The organism is Sphingomonas sp. EC-HK361, from assembly GCF_902498785.1.
Taxonomy (GTDB): Bacteria; Pseudomonadota; Alphaproteobacteria; order Sphingomonadales; family Sphingomonadaceae; genus Sphingomonas.
Genome location: NZ_LR701494.1, coordinates 97,735 through 113,188, shown reverse-complemented (window position 1 = coordinate 113,188; position 15,454 = coordinate 97,735). Strand labels below are relative to the sequence as shown.

18 protein-coding genes are annotated in these 15,454 nt (G+C 66.2%); 9 read left to right on the top strand and 9 right to left on the bottom strand.

Features of this window, described 5'->3' with window-relative positions; genetic code table 11:
* Nucleotides 1–4: 4 nt before the first annotated feature.
* Genes dut through BOS5A_RS07660 form a run of 3 tightly spaced genes read left to right on the top strand, consistent with a single transcriptional unit; the run spans nt 5 to nt 1,637 of the window.
* Complete coding sequence (gene dut, locus BOS5A_RS07670) at nt 5–451, top strand: dUTP diphosphatase (protein ID WP_151954653.1); 447 nt, start codon at nt 5–7, stop codon at nt 449–451.
* Nucleotides 448–879, top strand: coding sequence for a hypothetical protein (locus BOS5A_RS07665; RefSeq protein ID WP_234419266.1), 432 nt, complete (start codon nt 448–450; stop codon nt 877–879). The genes dut and BOS5A_RS07665 overlap by 4 nt, the downstream gene beginning before the upstream one ends.
* Nucleotides 876–1,637, top strand: a complete 762-nt coding sequence (locus BOS5A_RS07660; protein ID WP_151955894.1) for a molybdopterin-synthase adenylyltransferase MoeB — start codon at nt 876–878, stop codon at nt 1,635–1,637. Before BOS5A_RS07665 ends, BOS5A_RS07660 begins: the two co-directional genes overlap by 4 nt.
* On the opposite strand, the gene galU is transcribed toward BOS5A_RS07660, so the two are convergent.
* A complete protein-coding gene (gene galU / locus BOS5A_RS07655; RefSeq protein ID WP_151954652.1) occupies nt 1,634–2,503 on the bottom strand; it encodes a UTP--glucose-1-phosphate uridylyltransferase GalU in 870 nt (289 codons plus the stop codon). The two genes, BOS5A_RS07660 and galU, sit on opposite strands and share 4 nt — an antisense overlap.
* Nucleotides 2,504–2,618: 115 nt before the next feature.
* Here galU and wecB point away from each other — a divergent pair, with 115 nt between their 5' ends.
* From wecB to BOS5A_RS07635, 4 genes are all read left to right on the top strand, one after another.
* Nucleotides 2,619–3,746 carry a non-hydrolyzing UDP-N-acetylglucosamine 2-epimerase gene (gene wecB / locus BOS5A_RS07650; RefSeq protein ID WP_151954651.1) on the top strand — a complete coding sequence of 376 codons (1,128 nt, stop codon included), beginning with the start codon at nt 2,619–2,621 and terminating at the stop codon, nt 3,744–3,746.
* On the top strand, nt 3,730–5,028 hold the full coding sequence (wecC, locus tag BOS5A_RS07645) for a UDP-N-acetyl-D-mannosamine dehydrogenase (protein ID WP_151955893.1): 1,299 nt from the start codon (nt 3,730–3,732) through the stop codon (nt 5,026–5,028). Before wecB ends, wecC begins: the two co-directional genes overlap by 17 nt.
* 81 nt (nt 5,029–5,109) lie before the next feature.
* On the top strand, nt 5,110–5,868 hold the full coding sequence (locus BOS5A_RS07640; protein WP_151954650.1) for a metallophosphoesterase: 759 nt from the start codon (nt 5,110–5,112) through the stop codon (nt 5,866–5,868).
* A gap of 189 nt (nt 5,869–6,057) precedes the next feature.
* Nucleotides 6,058–6,300 (top strand): hypothetical protein, encoded by a 243-nt coding sequence (locus tag BOS5A_RS07635; protein ID WP_234419265.1) that lies wholly within the window; start codon nt 6,058–6,060, stop codon nt 6,298–6,300.
* 122 nt (nt 6,301–6,422) lie between these two features.
* Here the strand turns inward: BOS5A_RS07635 and BOS5A_RS07630 are convergent, their stop codons facing one another.
* Both BOS5A_RS07630 and BOS5A_RS07625 read right to left on the bottom strand, forming a co-directional pair.
* On the bottom strand, nt 6,423–7,694 hold the full coding sequence (locus BOS5A_RS07630) for a spinster family MFS transporter (RefSeq protein ID WP_442800509.1): 1,272 nt from the start codon (nt 7,692–7,694) through the stop codon (nt 6,423–6,425).
* 79 nt (nt 7,695–7,773) lie between these two features.
* Nucleotides 7,774–10,191 (bottom strand): TonB-dependent receptor, encoded by a 2,418-nt coding sequence (locus BOS5A_RS07625; RefSeq protein ID WP_151954649.1) that lies wholly within the window; start codon nt 10,189–10,191, stop codon nt 7,774–7,776.
* A gap of 164 nt (nt 10,192–10,355) precedes the next feature.
* On the opposite strand from BOS5A_RS07625, the gene BOS5A_RS07620 reads away from it, so the two are divergent.
* The gene (locus tag BOS5A_RS07620) at nt 10,356–11,009 is read left to right on the top strand and encodes a TetR/AcrR family transcriptional regulator (protein ID WP_151954648.1); all 654 of its coding nucleotides are present in this window, start codon (nt 10,356–10,358) and stop codon (nt 11,007–11,009) included.
* A 42-nt stretch (nt 11,010–11,051) separates the two neighbouring features.
* On the opposite strand, the gene BOS5A_RS07615 is transcribed toward BOS5A_RS07620, so the two are convergent.
* The 5 genes from BOS5A_RS07615 to rpmF all read right to left on the bottom strand — a co-directional run bounded on the left by BOS5A_RS07615 (nt 11,052) and on the right by rpmF (nt 14,051).
* Complete coding sequence (locus BOS5A_RS07615; protein ID WP_151954647.1) at nt 11,052–11,429, bottom strand: MerR family transcriptional regulator; 378 nt, start codon at nt 11,427–11,429, stop codon at nt 11,052–11,054.
* Between the two features lie 4 nt (nt 11,430–11,433).
* Entirely contained in the window at nt 11,434–11,733 is a 300-nt protein-coding gene (locus BOS5A_RS07610; protein WP_151954646.1) for an integration host factor subunit alpha, read from the bottom strand.
* Nucleotides 11,734–11,812: 79 nt separating this feature from the next.
* Nucleotides 11,813–12,781 (bottom strand): beta-ketoacyl-ACP synthase III, encoded by a 969-nt coding sequence (locus BOS5A_RS07605; protein ID WP_151954645.1) that lies wholly within the window; start codon nt 12,779–12,781, stop codon nt 11,813–11,815.
* Entirely contained in the window at nt 12,778–13,836 is a 1,059-nt protein-coding gene (plsX, locus tag BOS5A_RS07600) for a phosphate acyltransferase PlsX (RefSeq protein WP_151954644.1), read from the bottom strand. The genes BOS5A_RS07605 and plsX overlap by 4 nt, the downstream gene beginning before the upstream one ends.
* Before the next feature lie 35 nt (nt 13,837–13,871).
* Entirely contained in the window at nt 13,872–14,051 is a 180-nt protein-coding gene (gene rpmF / locus BOS5A_RS07595) for a 50S ribosomal protein L32 (protein WP_151954643.1), read from the bottom strand.
* Between the two features lie 218 nt (nt 14,052–14,269).
* On the opposite strand from rpmF, the gene BOS5A_RS07590 reads away from it, so the two are divergent.
* Nucleotides 14,270–14,713, top strand: coding sequence for an MAPEG family protein (locus BOS5A_RS07590; protein ID WP_151954642.1), 444 nt, complete (start codon nt 14,270–14,272; stop codon nt 14,711–14,713).
* A 4-nt stretch (nt 14,714–14,717) separates the two neighbouring features.
* On the opposite strand, the gene BOS5A_RS07585 is transcribed toward BOS5A_RS07590, so the two are convergent.
* Nucleotides 14,718–15,377 carry an MBL fold metallo-hydrolase gene (locus tag BOS5A_RS07585; protein WP_151954641.1) on the bottom strand — a complete coding sequence of 220 codons (660 nt, stop codon included), beginning with the start codon at nt 15,375–15,377 and terminating at the stop codon, nt 14,718–14,720.
* Between the last annotated feature and the right edge of the window lie 77 nt (nt 15,378–15,454).

Below are 15,454 nucleotides of genomic sequence, written 5' to 3'. Positions count from 1 at the left end.
TCCGATGACCTCGCCGATCCGGATTCAGCTCAAGCGTCTGCTCAATGGCGACGACTTGCCCCAACCTGCCTACGCCACCGATGGCGCGGCGGGGATGGACATCGTGGCCGCCGAAGACGTGACTCTCGCTCCCGGCGCGCGCCACGCGGTCGCGACGGGGTTCGCGGTCGCCATCCCGCCGGGGTACGAGATTCAGGTCCGTCCGCGCTCCGGCCTTGCGCTCAAGCACGGCATCACCTGCCTCAACACGCCGGGCACGATCGACAGCGATTATCGCGGCGAGGTGAAGGTGATCCTCGCCAATCTGGGCGACGCGCCCTTCGCGGTCGTGCGGGGCGAGCGGATCGCGCAGCTTGTCCCCGCGGCGGTGCAACCGGCAACGCTCGATCTCGTCGAGGAACTCGACGAAACCGCGCGCGGCGCCGGCGGGTTCGGATCGACCGGTCGGTGATCGCGCTCGCCTTCATTGCGGCCGCCTTGATCGGGGACGCGCAGACCGTGGTCATCCCGCCGTCCGTGCCCGCGCCGGTTCAGGCCCCCGCGACCATTGCACCCACGGACTGGACGACGCTTCCCGACCTTCGGCTGATCCGCCCGGCGCCGCTCCCTGCCTCACTGTCCGATTTCGTTCGTGGCGAGGTTGACGCGGGACGCTGCGCGAGCGCTCGCCACACTATCGCGGGCGGCTACACCCTCGCCGTCAACCTGATCGTCCGGATCGGCGCCAACGGAACCGTGCTCGAAGTGGTCCCCCGCGCGATCGGTTGCCCGACGGTCGAGCAATATGCGAGCGGCATCGTGTCGCGCATGGCGCGCGGCAACGTGCTGCCCACCGCGGGCTGGTTCCGCACCGCGATCGTCTTTGCATGGCCGCAGTGACGCTCGGGCCGGACGAACTTCAGCGCTACGCCCGGCACATCGTTCTGAAGGAGTTCGGCGGGGCGGGCCAGCGACGGGTGAAGACCGCGCGCGTCGCGGTGATCGGCGCCGGCGGGATCGGATCGCCAGCGCTCCAGTATCTCGCCGCGGCCGGGGTGGGGCGCATCGCCGTCATCGACGACGACCGGATCGATCCGTCGAACCTGCAACGCCAGACGCTGTTCGCCGCGGACGATGTCGGCATGCCCAAGGTGGAGGCCGCATGCGCTAGGCTCGCAGCGCTCAATCCGCACGTCGAGGTTACCGCGCACACGGCGCGGCTGGGGAGCGAGAATGTCGGCGCGCTACTCGGCGACCATGAGGTCGTTCTCGACGGCTGCGACAATTTCGCGACCCGGCTCATCGTCGCCGATTACGCGCTCGCGGCTCACATCCCCCTCGTCTCGGCCGCTGTCGGCCAGTTCGAAGGCCAGCTCGCCGTCTATCGCGGGTGGGAGGCGGAGAAGCCCTGCTATCGCTGCTTCGTCGGCGGCAGTCCGGAAACACCGGGCGCAAGTTGCGCCGAGGACGGCGTGCTCGGCCCGGTTACCGGCATCCTCGGCAGCCTCGCCGCGCTCGAGGTGCTGCGCCAGATCGTCGGTTTCGGCACCGACGGCGCGGGCACGCTGCTGCTCGCCGACCTGCTGTCGCTCCGTTTCCGCACGCTTGCGCTGCCGAAGGACCCCGGCTGCCGATGGTGCGGCGACGCGTCAGCCTAATTCAGCAACGCCCTAGCAAATTCGCGCACGACAGGCCCGATATCCTCGCGTTGCAGCGCCAGCGCGAGATTGGCCTGGATATACCCCGCCTTGTCACCGCAATCATAGCGTGCACCGTCGAAGGTGTAGCCGTGGAACGGCTGGCGCCCGATCAGCTGCGCCATCGCATCGGTCAGCTGGATTTCGCCGCCGGCGCCCTTTTCCTGCGTTTCCAGGATACGCATGACCTCGGGCTGGAGGATGTAACGGCCCGGGATCATCAGGTTCGACGGCGCGGTGCCTCGGGCGGGCTTTTCGACGAGCGCGGTGACCTCGGTCAGCCGCCCATAGACCTTGCCGGGTGAGATGATGCCGTATTTGTCCGTCTCGCTGTCTGCCACTTCCAGCGCGCCGATGACATTGCCGCCGACCTGGCGATATGCCTCCACCATCTGGCTGAGAAAGCCTGGCGTGCCAGCCATCAGCTCGTCGGGCAGCAGCACCGCGAAGGGTTCGTCGCCAACGATGTCGCGCGCGCACCATACCGCGTGTCCCAGCCCCAGCGGCTCCTGCTGGCGGACATAGACCGGCGAGCCCGGCTTCTGGCGCAGCCCCTCCAGCGCCGACAGGCTCTTGCCCCGCGCGCGCATCGTGTCCTCGAGCTCATAGGAGATGTCGAAATGATCCTCGAGCGCGCTCTTGTTGCGCCCCGTCACGAAGATGATCTGCTCGATTCCCGCTTCCAGCGCCTCCTCGACCGCATACTGGATCAGCGGCTTGTCGACGACGGTCAGCATCTCCTTCGGCATCGCCTTGGTGGCGGGCAGGAAGCGCGTGCCCAGCCCCGCGACGGGAAGAACGGCCTTGCGGACGGGTTTGAAGGTCAAAGCATGCTCCGGGTTTTATGACTGCTGCGTCGAATATCGCACGCCCGTGCGCGCCGCAATTTGGGCAAGCGGCGGCTTAGCTGCAAATTAAGCCAATCCACCCTACCCTTTTGCGATGGCCAGCAGAACCGTTCTCGTCATTTTCGGCACCCGCCCCGAAGCGATCAAGATGTTTCCCGTGGTTCGCGCGCTCGCCGATCGTGCCGGAATCACCGTGCGGACGTGCGTGACCGCGCAGCACCGCGGGCTGCTCGACCAGGTGCTCTCGATCGCCGACCTCGTGCCCGATATCGATCTCGATCTCATGGAGCCGGGGCAGACGCTCGACCGGCTGACGGCGCGGCTGCTCACGGCGCTCGGCGGCGTCATGGACCGCGAGACGCCCGATCGCGTGATCGTCCAGGGCGACACCGCAACCGCGATGGCTGGCGCACTCGCCGCCTATTACCGCAAGGTGCCGGTCGCCCATGTCGAGGCCGGGCTTCGCTCCGGCGACATCTACCATCCCTGGCCCGAGGAGATTAACCGCCGGATCGTCGCGCCGATCGCCGACCTGCACTTCGCGCCGACGCAGACCGCCGCCGCCGCCCTTGCACGCGAGAACATCACCGACGGCGTCCACGTGACCGGAAACACGGTCATCGATGCGCTGCACTGGACCGGCGCGCGGATCGCGGCAGACCCCTTGATGGCGGCCGGCCTCGATACGACGCTCGCGCGCTTTGCCGGCAAGCGGATCGTCCTCGTCACCACCCACCGGCGCGAGAATTTCGGTGACGGCATGGCCGCGATCGCGCGCGCCATCGCGCGGATCGCCGCGCGCGACGACGTCGCGGTGCTGTTTCCCATGCACCCCAACCCGAACGTCGCGTCGGTCATGGACGCCATCCTTGGCGATGCGCCCAATGTCGCGCGCATCGCGCCGCTGGATTATCCCCACTTCATCCGCGCGCTCGGCGCTTGCGATCTCGCGCTTACCGATTCGGGTGGCGTGCAGGAGGAAGCCCCAGCCTTCGGCAAGCCGGTCCTCGTCATGCGTGAGACGACCGAAAGGCCAGAAGGCGTGGCAGCAGGCACCGCAAGGCTCGTCGGCACCGACGAAGACCGCATCGTTTCCGAAGTCTTCACCCTTCTCGACGACAAGGGCGCCTACGCCGCGATGGCCCGCGCCCACAATCCGTTCGGCGATGGCCACGCTGCCAAACGGATTGCGGGGATCGTCGCGGATGCTTTCGGACTCTGATCTCAAGGTCGTCGTCCTCGGTCTTGGTTATATCGGCCTGCCGACCGCCGCGGTCATCGCGCGGACGGGCGCGGCGGTCCTCGGCGTCGATGTGACACCCGCGGTCGTCGAGACGGTCAATTCCGGCAAGGTCCATATCGAGGAGGTCGATCTCGACGGCCTCGTCTCCGGCGTCGTCGCGCGCGGCAGCCTGCGCGCCTCTCTCGAGATCGAGCCAGCGGACGTCTTCGTCATCGCGGTGCCAACCCCGTTCAACGCGGATCACGCGCCCAATATCGGCTATGTGCTGCGCGCCGCGACGACGATCGCGACCGTGCTGAAAGCGGGTGACACGATCATCCTCGAATCGACCTCGCCCGTCGGAACGACCGAAAAGGTGCGCGATCTCCTCGCCGATCTCCGTCCCGACCTGAAGGTGCCGGGCCGCAGCGGCGATCAGCCCGACATCGCGATCGCCTATTGTCCCGAACGCGTGCTGCCCGGCCGCATCCTCGTCGAGCTGATCGACAACGACCGGGTCATCGGCGGCATCACCCCGCGATGCGCACGCAAGGCGCTGTCCTTCTACCGCCGCTTCGTGCGCGGCGCCTGCGTGACGACGAACGCGCGCGCGGCCGAAATGACGAAGCTGACCGAGAACGCGTTTCGCGACGTGAACATCGCGTTCGCCAACGAGCTGAGCCTGATCGCCGACACCATGGCCGTCGATGTTTGGGAGGTGATCCGCCTCGCCAACCGTCACCCGCGCGTCAACATCCTCTCGCCCGGCCCGGGCGTCGGCGGGCACTGCATCGCGGTCGATCCCTGGTTTCTCGTCGATGCCGACCCCGACAACACGGCGCTGATCCGCACTGCACGCGAAGTGAATGACGGCAAGACCGACAGGGTCGTCGAGAAAGCCACCGCGCTGATCGAATCGATGCCCGGCGTGCCGGTCGCGTGCATGGGCCTCGCCTTCAAGGCGAACATCGACGATTTCCGCGAAAGTCCCGCGCTGAAGATCGTGGCCGAACTCGCCCGTCGATTCGGCCAGCGCATCCGCATTGTCGAGCCCTATGCGACCGCGCTTCCGACCGCCTTCGCCGGGACGGGGGCGCGCCTGATCGACATCGATACGGCGATCGAGGACTGCGGCATCATGATCGTCCTGGTCGATCACGATCTGTTCAAATCGGTCCCCGCCGAGGAGCGCGTGGGCAAGGCTGTGCTCGACACGCGGGGAATCTGGGGCAACGCGCTACCTGCGGCTGCACCGGTGGTCCCCCTGCTTCGCGCGGGCTGAGCCACAGCCCTACCTCTCCCGGCGCGTTGCGCACCGCGCGATGCAAGCCTATCTGGCGCGCATTCCCTAGATCGGTTGTGCATGCTTTCCAGATTGTTGAAATCGCGCCGCGCGCCGGCGCCGCTTCCCACCATTCCCGACGGTCAGCGGGTCTATGCAATCGGGGATATCCACGGCCGGCTCGACCTGCTCGACGATCTCATCGCACGGATCGACGCCGACGATTCGCGCCGTGCGCCTGCCGAAACGACGATCATCGTCCTTGGCGATCTCGTCGATCGCGGGCCCGAATCGGCCGGGGTCGTGGATCGGCTCGCGGAATTGGCGGAAGACCGCGGCAACCTCCGCTTCCTCAAGGGCAATCACGAGGAGCTTTTCTTGAGCGCGCTCGATGGTGACGCAAAGGGTCTGCGCATGTTCGCGCGCGTCGGCGGGCGCGAGACGGCACTCAGCTACGGGATCGACCCGATCGCGTATGAGCGCGCCGATTTCGGGCAGCTCCATGCGTTGCTCATTGCCGCGGTCCCCGATCGGCATGCCGCGTTCCTGCGCGATTTCGAGGACATCATCCGAATCGGCGACTACACGTTTGTTCATGCGGGGATTCGCCCCGGCGTCCCGCTCGACGAGCAGTCACCGCGCGACCTGCGCTGGATCAGGGAGCCTTTTCTGAGCGCCCGCGAAACCGGCGGGATGATCGTCCACGGACACACTATTACCGAATCGCCGGACGAGCAGGCCGGCCGCATCGGAATAGACACGGGTGCTTACCTTCACGGCATCCTGACCGCGCTGGTCCTGGACGGGCAGGAGCGCGGCTTTCTTCAGAGCGCCGGCTGACGAATCTTTCCAAGATCGGCCGACAAGCCTTTCGCACCGATCGCAATCTTGATAGGCGTCGCCCGATCGGCAGCACGTGTTGCAATGCGGCAACGTGTTCAGTGCAAAGGCCGATCGGTTCTGTTTGCGGTTGCGCCCAAAAATCTTTTGTGCGATTGCCGCCGTGAAGTTTCCAAGAGGGAGTTTATCATGCGTTTTGCAAAGTATATGGCGGCGTTTGCCGCTGCCTCGATGGCGGTTGCTCCCGCGGTTGCGGCTCCGAATGCCGCTTCGAGCCTGTCGGTCGCCAAGTCGGCTCGCGTTGCTGCTCCGACCACCGGCGCCAAGAAGGCTGCTGGCGGCGGTATCATCATCGCCGTTCTCGCAGCGGCTGCGGTCATCGCGGGCATCGTGATCATCGCCGACTCGGACGACAACGCTTCCAGCAACTAAGCTGGTCAGCAGTTTCGAAGAAATAGCGGCCTTCGGGCCGCTATTTTTTTGCCCGACGAAGATCGAGAGGCGGCGGAAAGGCGGGGGATCGGGCGTTCGACCCGCGCGCTTGCTGCCATCGTTCAGTCTACCCAATCCTCCGCCAGCGTCCGCGAGCCCAGCCACATGAGCAGCCCGGCGAGGAGGTAGAAGACCAGCCCGGAGAGCATGGCGTAGCGCAGCGCATCCTCCGCGAAACGCGCGGTGAAGCCATCGCTGAGCGCGCCCATCACCCATGTTCCGGCGCCGAGCCCGATCAGATTGTTGATGAGCAGAAAGGTCGCGCTGGCGGTCGCGCGCATATGCGCCGGCACCAGATGCTGAACCGCGGTGATGACAGGGGCGAGCCACACATAGGCGAGCGCCTGCGGGATCAGCAGGAACAGAAACGCCGCGGTCGTCGTGTGCGACAGGATGCCGGCTGCGAAGAGCGGCACCGCGATGAAGAAGCTGATCGCCGGCGCCTTGGCATAGGCACCTTTGGCCCGCGCACCGAGCCGGTCGCCGAGCACGCCGCCGAGCATCACGCCGGCAACTCCGCCGATCAGCAGAAGTGCGCCGTAGAATTTGCCGGTCGCGACCAGATCGAGCGCGAAGCTGCGCTTCAGCAGCGACGGCAGCCAGAAAGCGAGACCATAGCCGCACATCGAGCTGGACGCCGCGCCGAAGGACAGCAGCCAGAAGCTGCGCTTTGCGGCCAGAATTCCGAACACGCGCGCGATCGGCACTGCGTCCGCTGGCGCAGCGGCGCGCCTGGGTTCGCGCACGACGAGGCGAAACAGCGGCGCGATCGCCAGGCCTGCGATCCCCACCGCCAGAAACGCGGTGCGCCAGTCGATCGCGCTCGCCAGATAACCACCGAGCATCACCCCCGCCGCCGAGCCCAATGGGATGCCGAGCGAATAGACCGCCAGCGCCCGCGCGCGCGACGAGGGCCGGAAATAATCCGTGATCAGCGCATAGGACGGCGCGACCCCGCCGGCCTCCCCCACCCCGACACCGACACGCGCGAGGAAGAGCTGCCCGAAGCTGCCCGCCAGTCCGCACAGCGCGGTGAAGGCGCTCCACACGCCGAGGCTGACGGTGATGACCCAGCTGCGGCTCGTGCGATCGGCGAGCCATGCGAGCGGGATCGCGAGGGTCGAGTAGAGCAGCGCGAAGGCAAGCCCGCCAAGCATCCCGAGCTGGCTATCGCTGAGTGACAGATCCGCCTTGATCGCGGGCGCAAGAATGCCGAGGATCTGCCGATCGACGAAGTTGAAGGTGTACACGAGCAGCAGCATCGCCAGCACCGCCGCGCGATATCCGCTCGACGCTGCCGGCGCGGGCAAGGACGTGTTTGCCGTTTCAGTCATGCCGGTTCCCGGTATCGCTGCACAAGAAAAGGGGCCGGTCGCGCAGGTGCGCCGGCCCCGTTCCCTTGCCCCTAATCGATCAGAACTTCGCGGAGAAGCTCGCAAAAACCTGCCGCGGGTTGCCGTAGAAGGCCGTCGCGATGCCCTCGCGACCAAGCGTCGCTACATACGGCCCGTTGGGGACCGGCTGATTGGCGATGTTGACCGGATTTCCGGCGACGTCGGTGCGGATATATTGATAGCCGCTCGTATTGTACTTCTTGTCGGTCAGGTTGCGGCCATACACGCCGACAGAATATTGCCGCGTATCACCAAAGGCATAGGTGACGCCCGCATCCCACAGCGTGTAGCCCGGCTGATCGAGAAACGGACTCGCCGTCTCGAACTGATGGGTCAGGCTGCGATAGCTGACGGTTGTGTTGGCGGTGAAGAGGCCGTCGGCAACCGGCACCGCACCGGTCAGCGTGCCCGAGGCCGTCCATTTTGGCGTGTTCTGGAAGACACGGAACTGAGACACGTCGGATCCGGTCGGGCCGATGAAGCGATCGTATTTCGCGTCGATATAGCCCATCGTGCCGGCCAGCGAGACCAGCGAGCCGATACCCGCGAAGTCGCGCGCCAGCGCCGCATTCGCCTCGAGCTCGACGCCCTTGATCCTGGCCTTGGCGGCGTTGGTCGTGATGCCGATGAAGGTGGTGATCCCGTTCACGGTCTGCGCCGCGGAACCGGGCACCTGCACGTCGTTGTAATCGGAATAGAAGCCGTCGAGCGCGAAGGTCAGCCGCCGGTCGAACACCGCGCCCTTCCAGCCGATCTCGTAGCTCTTCACCGTTTCAGGATCGAACGAGAGATAGTCGTAGATCTGCTGATAGGTGGGCGCGACCGCGGGATTGGGTCGCGGCGCCGACGCCCCCGACCCGCGCGGATCGAAGCCGCCGCCCTTGAAGCCTTCCGAATAGGACGCGTAGATCATGTGATCGGGCGTCGGCTTGAAGCTGAGCGACGCACGCGGGGTAAAGCGCTTGAAGTTCGCCTTGCCGCGGAAATTCGTCAGCGGCGCGCCAAGCACCACCGCACTGCCGCCGAACTCGGACGAAAGACCCCCGATCTTGTTCGCCTTGAAAACATAGGCGTTGCGTTCGTCCCACGTATAGCGACCGCCGAGCGACAGGCTGAGCTGGGGCGTGAAATCATAGGTGAAATCGCCGTAGATCGACGAGGTTTCCGTCTTCACGTCGCCGGCCGTGTTCGCGTTGAGCGTAGGGAAGCCGAGTTGTGCGCCCTGCTGAAACAGAAGCACGTCGAAGACCGTCGAAGCCTTGGCGCCCAGATAGTAGAAGCCGACCAACCCGTTCAGCTTGTCCGACTTGTAGAGCAGCTGGAATTCCTGGCTCGTCTGCTCGTTGCGGTAGATGGCGGGCACGTCGACATCGACCGCAGGCAGCGCGTCGAAGTCGATCGGCGTCCGCGACGTGTCCTTGCGCCACGCTGAAATGCTCCGCAGCGTCAGGCGATCGGTCAGCTCGGCATTGGCGGTCATCGACAGGCCACCCGCCTGCACGTCCTGCTTGGGGACGTTGAGCCCGGCCCGGGTGTCGAAGACGTCATCCAGCACCGGCGCGCCAGAGAGGAGGCCCGGAATGAGACGATGCCCGTTGCGCGGGTTCGACGTATCGTGGGTATAGTCGCCGGTCAGCCGGACGAAGAGGCGCGTGTCCGGGCTTTCGAACTCGATCGTGCCGCGGGTCGCCCACAGGTCCTTATTATAGTTGTCGATACCGAGGTTGACGTTCTCGCCGAACCCGTCGCGCGACAGGCGCGCGCCCGCGACGCCGACCTTGAACATGTCGCCGATCGGCGCGGACAGGCTGACGATCGCATCGGCCTGGTTATAGCTGCCATAGGTGCCCTTGACCTTCAGCTGCACGTCGCTCGGCAGCTTCTTGGTGACGTATTTCACCGCGCCGCCAATCGTGTTGCGACCGTAGAGCGTGCCCTGCGGTCCGCGCAGGACCTCGATCCGCTCGACGTCGTAGATATCGAGGACCGCCGCCTGCGGGCGATTGAGATACACGTCGTCGAGATAGACGCCGATCCCCGCCTCGAACCCCGGCACCGGGTCCTGCTGGCCAACGCCACGGATGAAGGCGCTGAGCGTCGAATTGGTGCCGCGCGATACCTTCAGCGTCGTGTTCGGGGTCGTGTTCTGGATATCGGTCAGATCGATCGCGCCGATCTTTTCCAGCTTGTCGGCGGTGAAGGCCGTGACCGCGATCGGCACCGACTGCAGCGTTTCCGCCCGGCGACGCGCCGTGACCAGGATTTCGCCATTGTCGGGCGTATCCTGCGTGTTGGCGGCGGTGTCCGTCGGATCGGCGGTGGCGGCTGTCGTGGTCCCCTCGGCCGGCGTCGTCTGCTCCTGCGCCAATGCCGGCGCCGACAGGATGGCGAGCGAAGCGGCCCCGAGATTGAGGAACGCGCGCAGATCACGAATCATCGAAATAACCCCTCCCCTTGTAGCGCTGACCCCGATTCCACGACCGGGTTGTGCACCGTTCGAGCAGGGCTATACTGAAACATGAACCAGGATTCAACTTGGTCTTGCGCCGATTGTGGAAATGGCGTGTTGGGGAGGACACAGGCGTGGCGGAGGGGAAGAGGATGGGCAGGACGGCCGGCGCGACGCCCGGCACCGATTCGGCCGATGCCGTGTCACCGGCAAGCGAGGGAAAGGCCCCGCGCACCGAACGCGGCCGCCGGACGCTTCGCGCGATTCTCGATGCCGCCGCTCTGGAATTCGGCGAACGCGGTTTCCACGACGCGTCGATCAGCGACATCACGCGCCGTGCGGGCGTCGCGCTGGGGAGCTTTTATACCTATTTTGACTCGAAGGACGCCGTCTTCCGCGCGCTGGTGCGCGATATGTCGGATCAGGTGCGCGACCACGTCGCCCCCGCGATTCGCGCCGCATCCGACCAGATTTCGGCCGAGCGCGCCGGACTCGAGCAGTTCCTGACCTTTGCCCGCGGGCACAAGGAAATCTACCGGATCATCGACGAAGCCGAATTCGTCGATCCCGAAAGCTTTCGCAGCCACTATGCGGTGACCGCCGACCGCATCGCCGCGCGCCTGCGCGTCGCCGCCGACCGCGGCGAGATCATCGCGGACATTGGCGACGTGCACGCCTGGGCGATCATGGGAATGAACGTGTTCCTGGGGCTTCGTTTCGCCGTGTGGGGCGAGGACCGCAGCGCAGGCGAAGTTGCCGATATCGTGGCCGCAATGCTGCGCGACGGGATCACGCCAAAGGATTAGGCGATGGTTCGAGTGCGGCCGTTCGGCGCACCGAAACCGGGGCTAGCGCGCGTCCGTGCGTAGAGCGCCCGCCAGCGCGTCGCGGATCGCGATCAGATCGGCGAGCGGCTTCGGCGTGTCATCGTCATCGCCGCCGGGAGCGTCACCGCCGGCGATCACCCCGCCCTCACGCGCCAGCAACTGCTGGACGCCGCGGACCGTATACCCGTCGCGGTTGAGCAACGCGTCGATACGCTGGACGAGCCGGACGTCGTCCGGGCGATAATAACGGCGGTTGCCGGCACGGGTCACAGGCCGCAGCTGCGGAAACCGCGTCTCCCAATAGCGCAGGATGTGCGGCGGCAGCCCCGTATCGCGCGAAAGCTCGCCGATCGTGCGGAATGCACCGGCAGCCTTCGCGGGGCCGTCGCCTGCCGCCATCGTGTCAGCCAGCGGAGACGATGCGTTCCCGCATCATCTGGCTGGCGCGGAAGGTCAGAACGCGGCGCGGCGCGATCGGCACTTCGACGCCGGTCTTCGGATTGCGGCCGATCCGCTCGCCCTTGTCGCGCAGCACGAATGTGCCGAAACCAGAAATCTTGACGTTCTCGCCATTGGCGAGCGCGCCGCACATCTTGTCGAGAATCTGTTCGACGAGGCGCGACGAATCGGCGCGCGACAGACCGACCTGCGAATGCAGCGATTCGGCCAGATCGGCCCTTGTAAGTGTACCCCCGGTGGTCATGGCATCTCCTTCCCCCGCGCGAAGATTATCACAGCGAAAGTCTCAAGCGAAAGAAATTTATCGGTAAGTTCGAAACGCCTCAGAAACGAACGACAGCCGCACCCCAAGTGAATCCCCCGCCCATCGCCTCGAGAACGATCACATGCCCCGCCTTGATGCGCCCGTCACGAACGGCCGCATCGAGCGCCAGCGGCACCGAGGCGGCCGACGTGTTGGCATGGCGGTCGACGGTCATCACAACCTTTTCGGCAGGCAGCCCCAATTTGCGGGCGGTCGCATCGAGGATGCGGGCGTTCGCCTGATGCGGCACGACCCAGTCGACATCGGCGGAGGTCAGCCCGGCAAGCCCGAGCGACTCCTCCATCACCGCGGCGAGATTGACGACGGCGTGGCGAAAAACCTCACGCCCCTTCATGCGCAGCTTGCCGACGGTGCCCGTCGTGGATGGCCCGCCATCGACGTAGAGCAGTTCGTTGTGTCGCCCGTCCGCGTGAAGCTTGGACGCGAGAATGCCGCGCCCACCATCGTCGGCGCTGTCCTGCGCCTCCAGCACGATCGCGCCCGCGCCGTCGCCGAACAGCACGCAGGTCGTACGGTCTTCCCAGTCGAGCAGCCGGCTGAACGTCTCCGCGCCGATGACGAGCGCGCGCTTCGCGGCACCACTGCGCAACATGCTGTCGGCGACCTGCACCGCGTAGAGAAAGCCCGAACACACCGCGGCCACGTCGAACGCGACGCAATCGTCGATGCCGAGCGCGGCCTGCACCTTGGTGGCGGTGGCGGGGAAGGTCTGGTCGGGCGTGGCCGTCGCGAGCACGATCAGGTCGATCGCCTGCGCCTCGATGCCGGCAGCGGCGAGCGCGGCGCGGCTCGCATCGGTTGCGAGCGTGCCCGTCGTTTCGTCAGGACTGGCGATGTGACGGAAGCGGATTCCGGTGCGCTCGACGATCCAGTCGTCCGAGGTATCGACGCGCTTCGCCAGTTCCGCGTTCGACACGCGGTGCGCGGGAAGTGCCGAGCCGGTGCCGGTGATGACGCTGCGAATCATGCCGCATCCGCCGCGGAAGCCGACGCTGCCGGCGCCGCCTCGAAATTGCGCAGATCGTCGATGATCCGGCGGGTCAGGTCGTTCTTCACCATCTTGGCCGCATTGCCGATCGCAGTCGCGACGCCGAGCTCGTTGGCGCCGCCATGGCTTTTTACGACGAGGCCATTGAGACCAAGAAACACCGCGCCATTGTGATTGTTAGGATCGAGGTGATCGCGCAGCAATTCGGTCGCCGGCCTGGAAATCAGGAAGCCGATCTTCGAACGCACCGAACTGCGAAACGCGCGCTTGAGCAGATCGGCCACGAAGCGCGCGGTGCCTTCGGCGGTCTTCAGCGCGATATTGCCGGAAAAGCCGTCGCACACGATCACGTCCACATCGCCACGCGCCAGCCGGTCGCCCTCGACGAAGCCGGTGAACGCCATCGGCAGATGGGTCGCGTCCTTCAGCGCCTGCGCCGCGTCGCGGACTTCATCCGTGCCCTTCTGATCCTCGCTGCCGATGTTGAGCAGCGCGACGCGCGGGTTGGCGAGATCGAGCGTGGTGCGCGCGTAGGCCGCGCCCATGACCGCGAACTGGACGAGGTTGCGCGCGTCGCAATCGGTATTCGCGCCGAGATCGAGCATCACGACGTCGTTGTCGCCAAGCGTCGGCAGCATCGCCGCAAGCGCTGGACGATCGATCCCCTTCATCGTGCGGAGCGCCAGCTTGGCCATCGCCATGAGCGCGCCGGTATTGCCCGACGATACGGCGGCGCCGGCGCGGCCCTGTTTCACCAGGTCGATCGCCATACCCATCGATGTCGTCTTGGCGCGCCGGATCGCCTGGCTCGGCTTGTCGCTCGAGCCGACGACGTCGGGCGCGTGGACGATCTCGGCATGCGCGCTGAGATTGGGGTGGGCGTTCAGCCCGTCTGCGATCGCCTGCTCGTCACCGACCAGATAGAACCGCATGTCCGGGAAGCGGTGTCGCGCACGCGCGACACCCGCCAGCATGACCGCCAGCCCCTTGTCACCGCCCATCGCATCGACGGCGATCCAGGAACTGTCGGACATGGGCGGGCAACTTCCCTTCGGCAGTGGTGGTGGCGTCAGCCTTCGGCCGAGACGACTTCGCGACCGTTATAATGGCCGCAGGCGCCGCACAGATTGTGCGGGCGCTTCAGCTCGCCACAGTTCGGGCATTCCTGGAACGACGCGATGCTCAGCGCGTCATGGGCGCGGCGCATTCCACGGCGGGAGGGCGAAGTCTTTCTCTTGGGGACGGCCATTGCGGCACCTTGATTCTGGTATGAACGACAAAACCGACAGGTCCGGCAGAACCATGAGCCGCCGGCGCAAGCACCGGCCGCGCAGGCGTCCGGACGCGTCGCGAAGGGTGCGGCTATAGCGAAAAGCGCGGACGTTGCAAGCGCGCGCCACGCCTGCCATCGTCGCAGCCCTTGCCAAAGGCGCGGGATCGCGGCCTGGCGAACCAGGGGGGATGCCGATGTCGACGGTCTTGTTGCCGATCACGCTCGTCAGTGCTGGCGCGATGGCGCTGGTCAACGTCTGGCTCGGTTACCGGGTCGGGCAGGTGCGCACGGCCGAAAAGGTGAGCGTCGGCGACGGCGGCAACGAACGCGTGATTCGGCGGATGCGCGCGCACGCCAATTTCGCCGAATATGCGCCCTTCGTCCTCGCGCTCGTCGGGCTGATCGAATTCACGAGCGGGACATCGACATGGCTCGCGGTTGTCGCAGGGCTGTTCGTCGTCGCGCGCATTGTGCACGGCATCGGCATGGACGGGCGCGGCCAGGGGCGGACGATCGGAACGATCGTGACCCTGCTGACCCTCGCTGGGCTCGGGCTTTATGCCATCGTCCTGCCCCTGATCGCCGATCGGGGCAGCGTGCCCTCCGCCCCCGTCCCGCCGGCACTCGCGCGCGGCTGACGCGTCAGGCCGCGAGCGCGCGGTCGCTGACGAACATGTTGTGCTGGCGCTCGTGCGCGAAGGTGCTCGCGCCGCCGTGGCCGGGGATGAAGCTGGTGTCGTCGCCGAGCGGCCACAGCTTCGTGACGATCGATTCGATCAGCTGCTTGTGATTGCCGAGCGGGAAGTCGGTGCGACCGATCGATCCCTGGAACAGCACGTCGCCGACCTGCGCGAATTTCGAGGGCGCGTGGTGGAAAATGACATGACCCGGTGTGTGGCCGGGCGTCTCGTAGACGTCGAGGTTCAGATCGCCGATGCTGACCGTGTCGCCTTCGACAAGCCAGCGATCGGGTTCGAACACCACGCCGCGAATGCCGTAGTTGCGGCCGTCCTCGTCGAGCCGCGCGAGCCAGAACCGGTCGGCCTCATGCGGTCCCTCGATCGGCACGCCCAGCGCCTCGGCGAGCGGCTTCGCCTCGCCGGCATGGTCGATATGGCCGTGGGTGAGCAGGATCTTTTCCGCTGTCAGCCCGTGATGCGTGAGCGCCGCCTGCACCTTGTCGATATCGCCGCCCGGATCGACGATCGCCGCCTTCATCGTCGCGGTGCACCACAGGATGGTGCAGTTCTGCTGGAGCGGGGTGACGGGCACGATCGCGGCGCGCATCGGGGGATTGGTCATGCCCCGCCAGATAGGCCGCGTATGCGACGCGCACAATCGGCGCTTGCGCGAACGGCGAAGCCTCGGCATCGCTGACA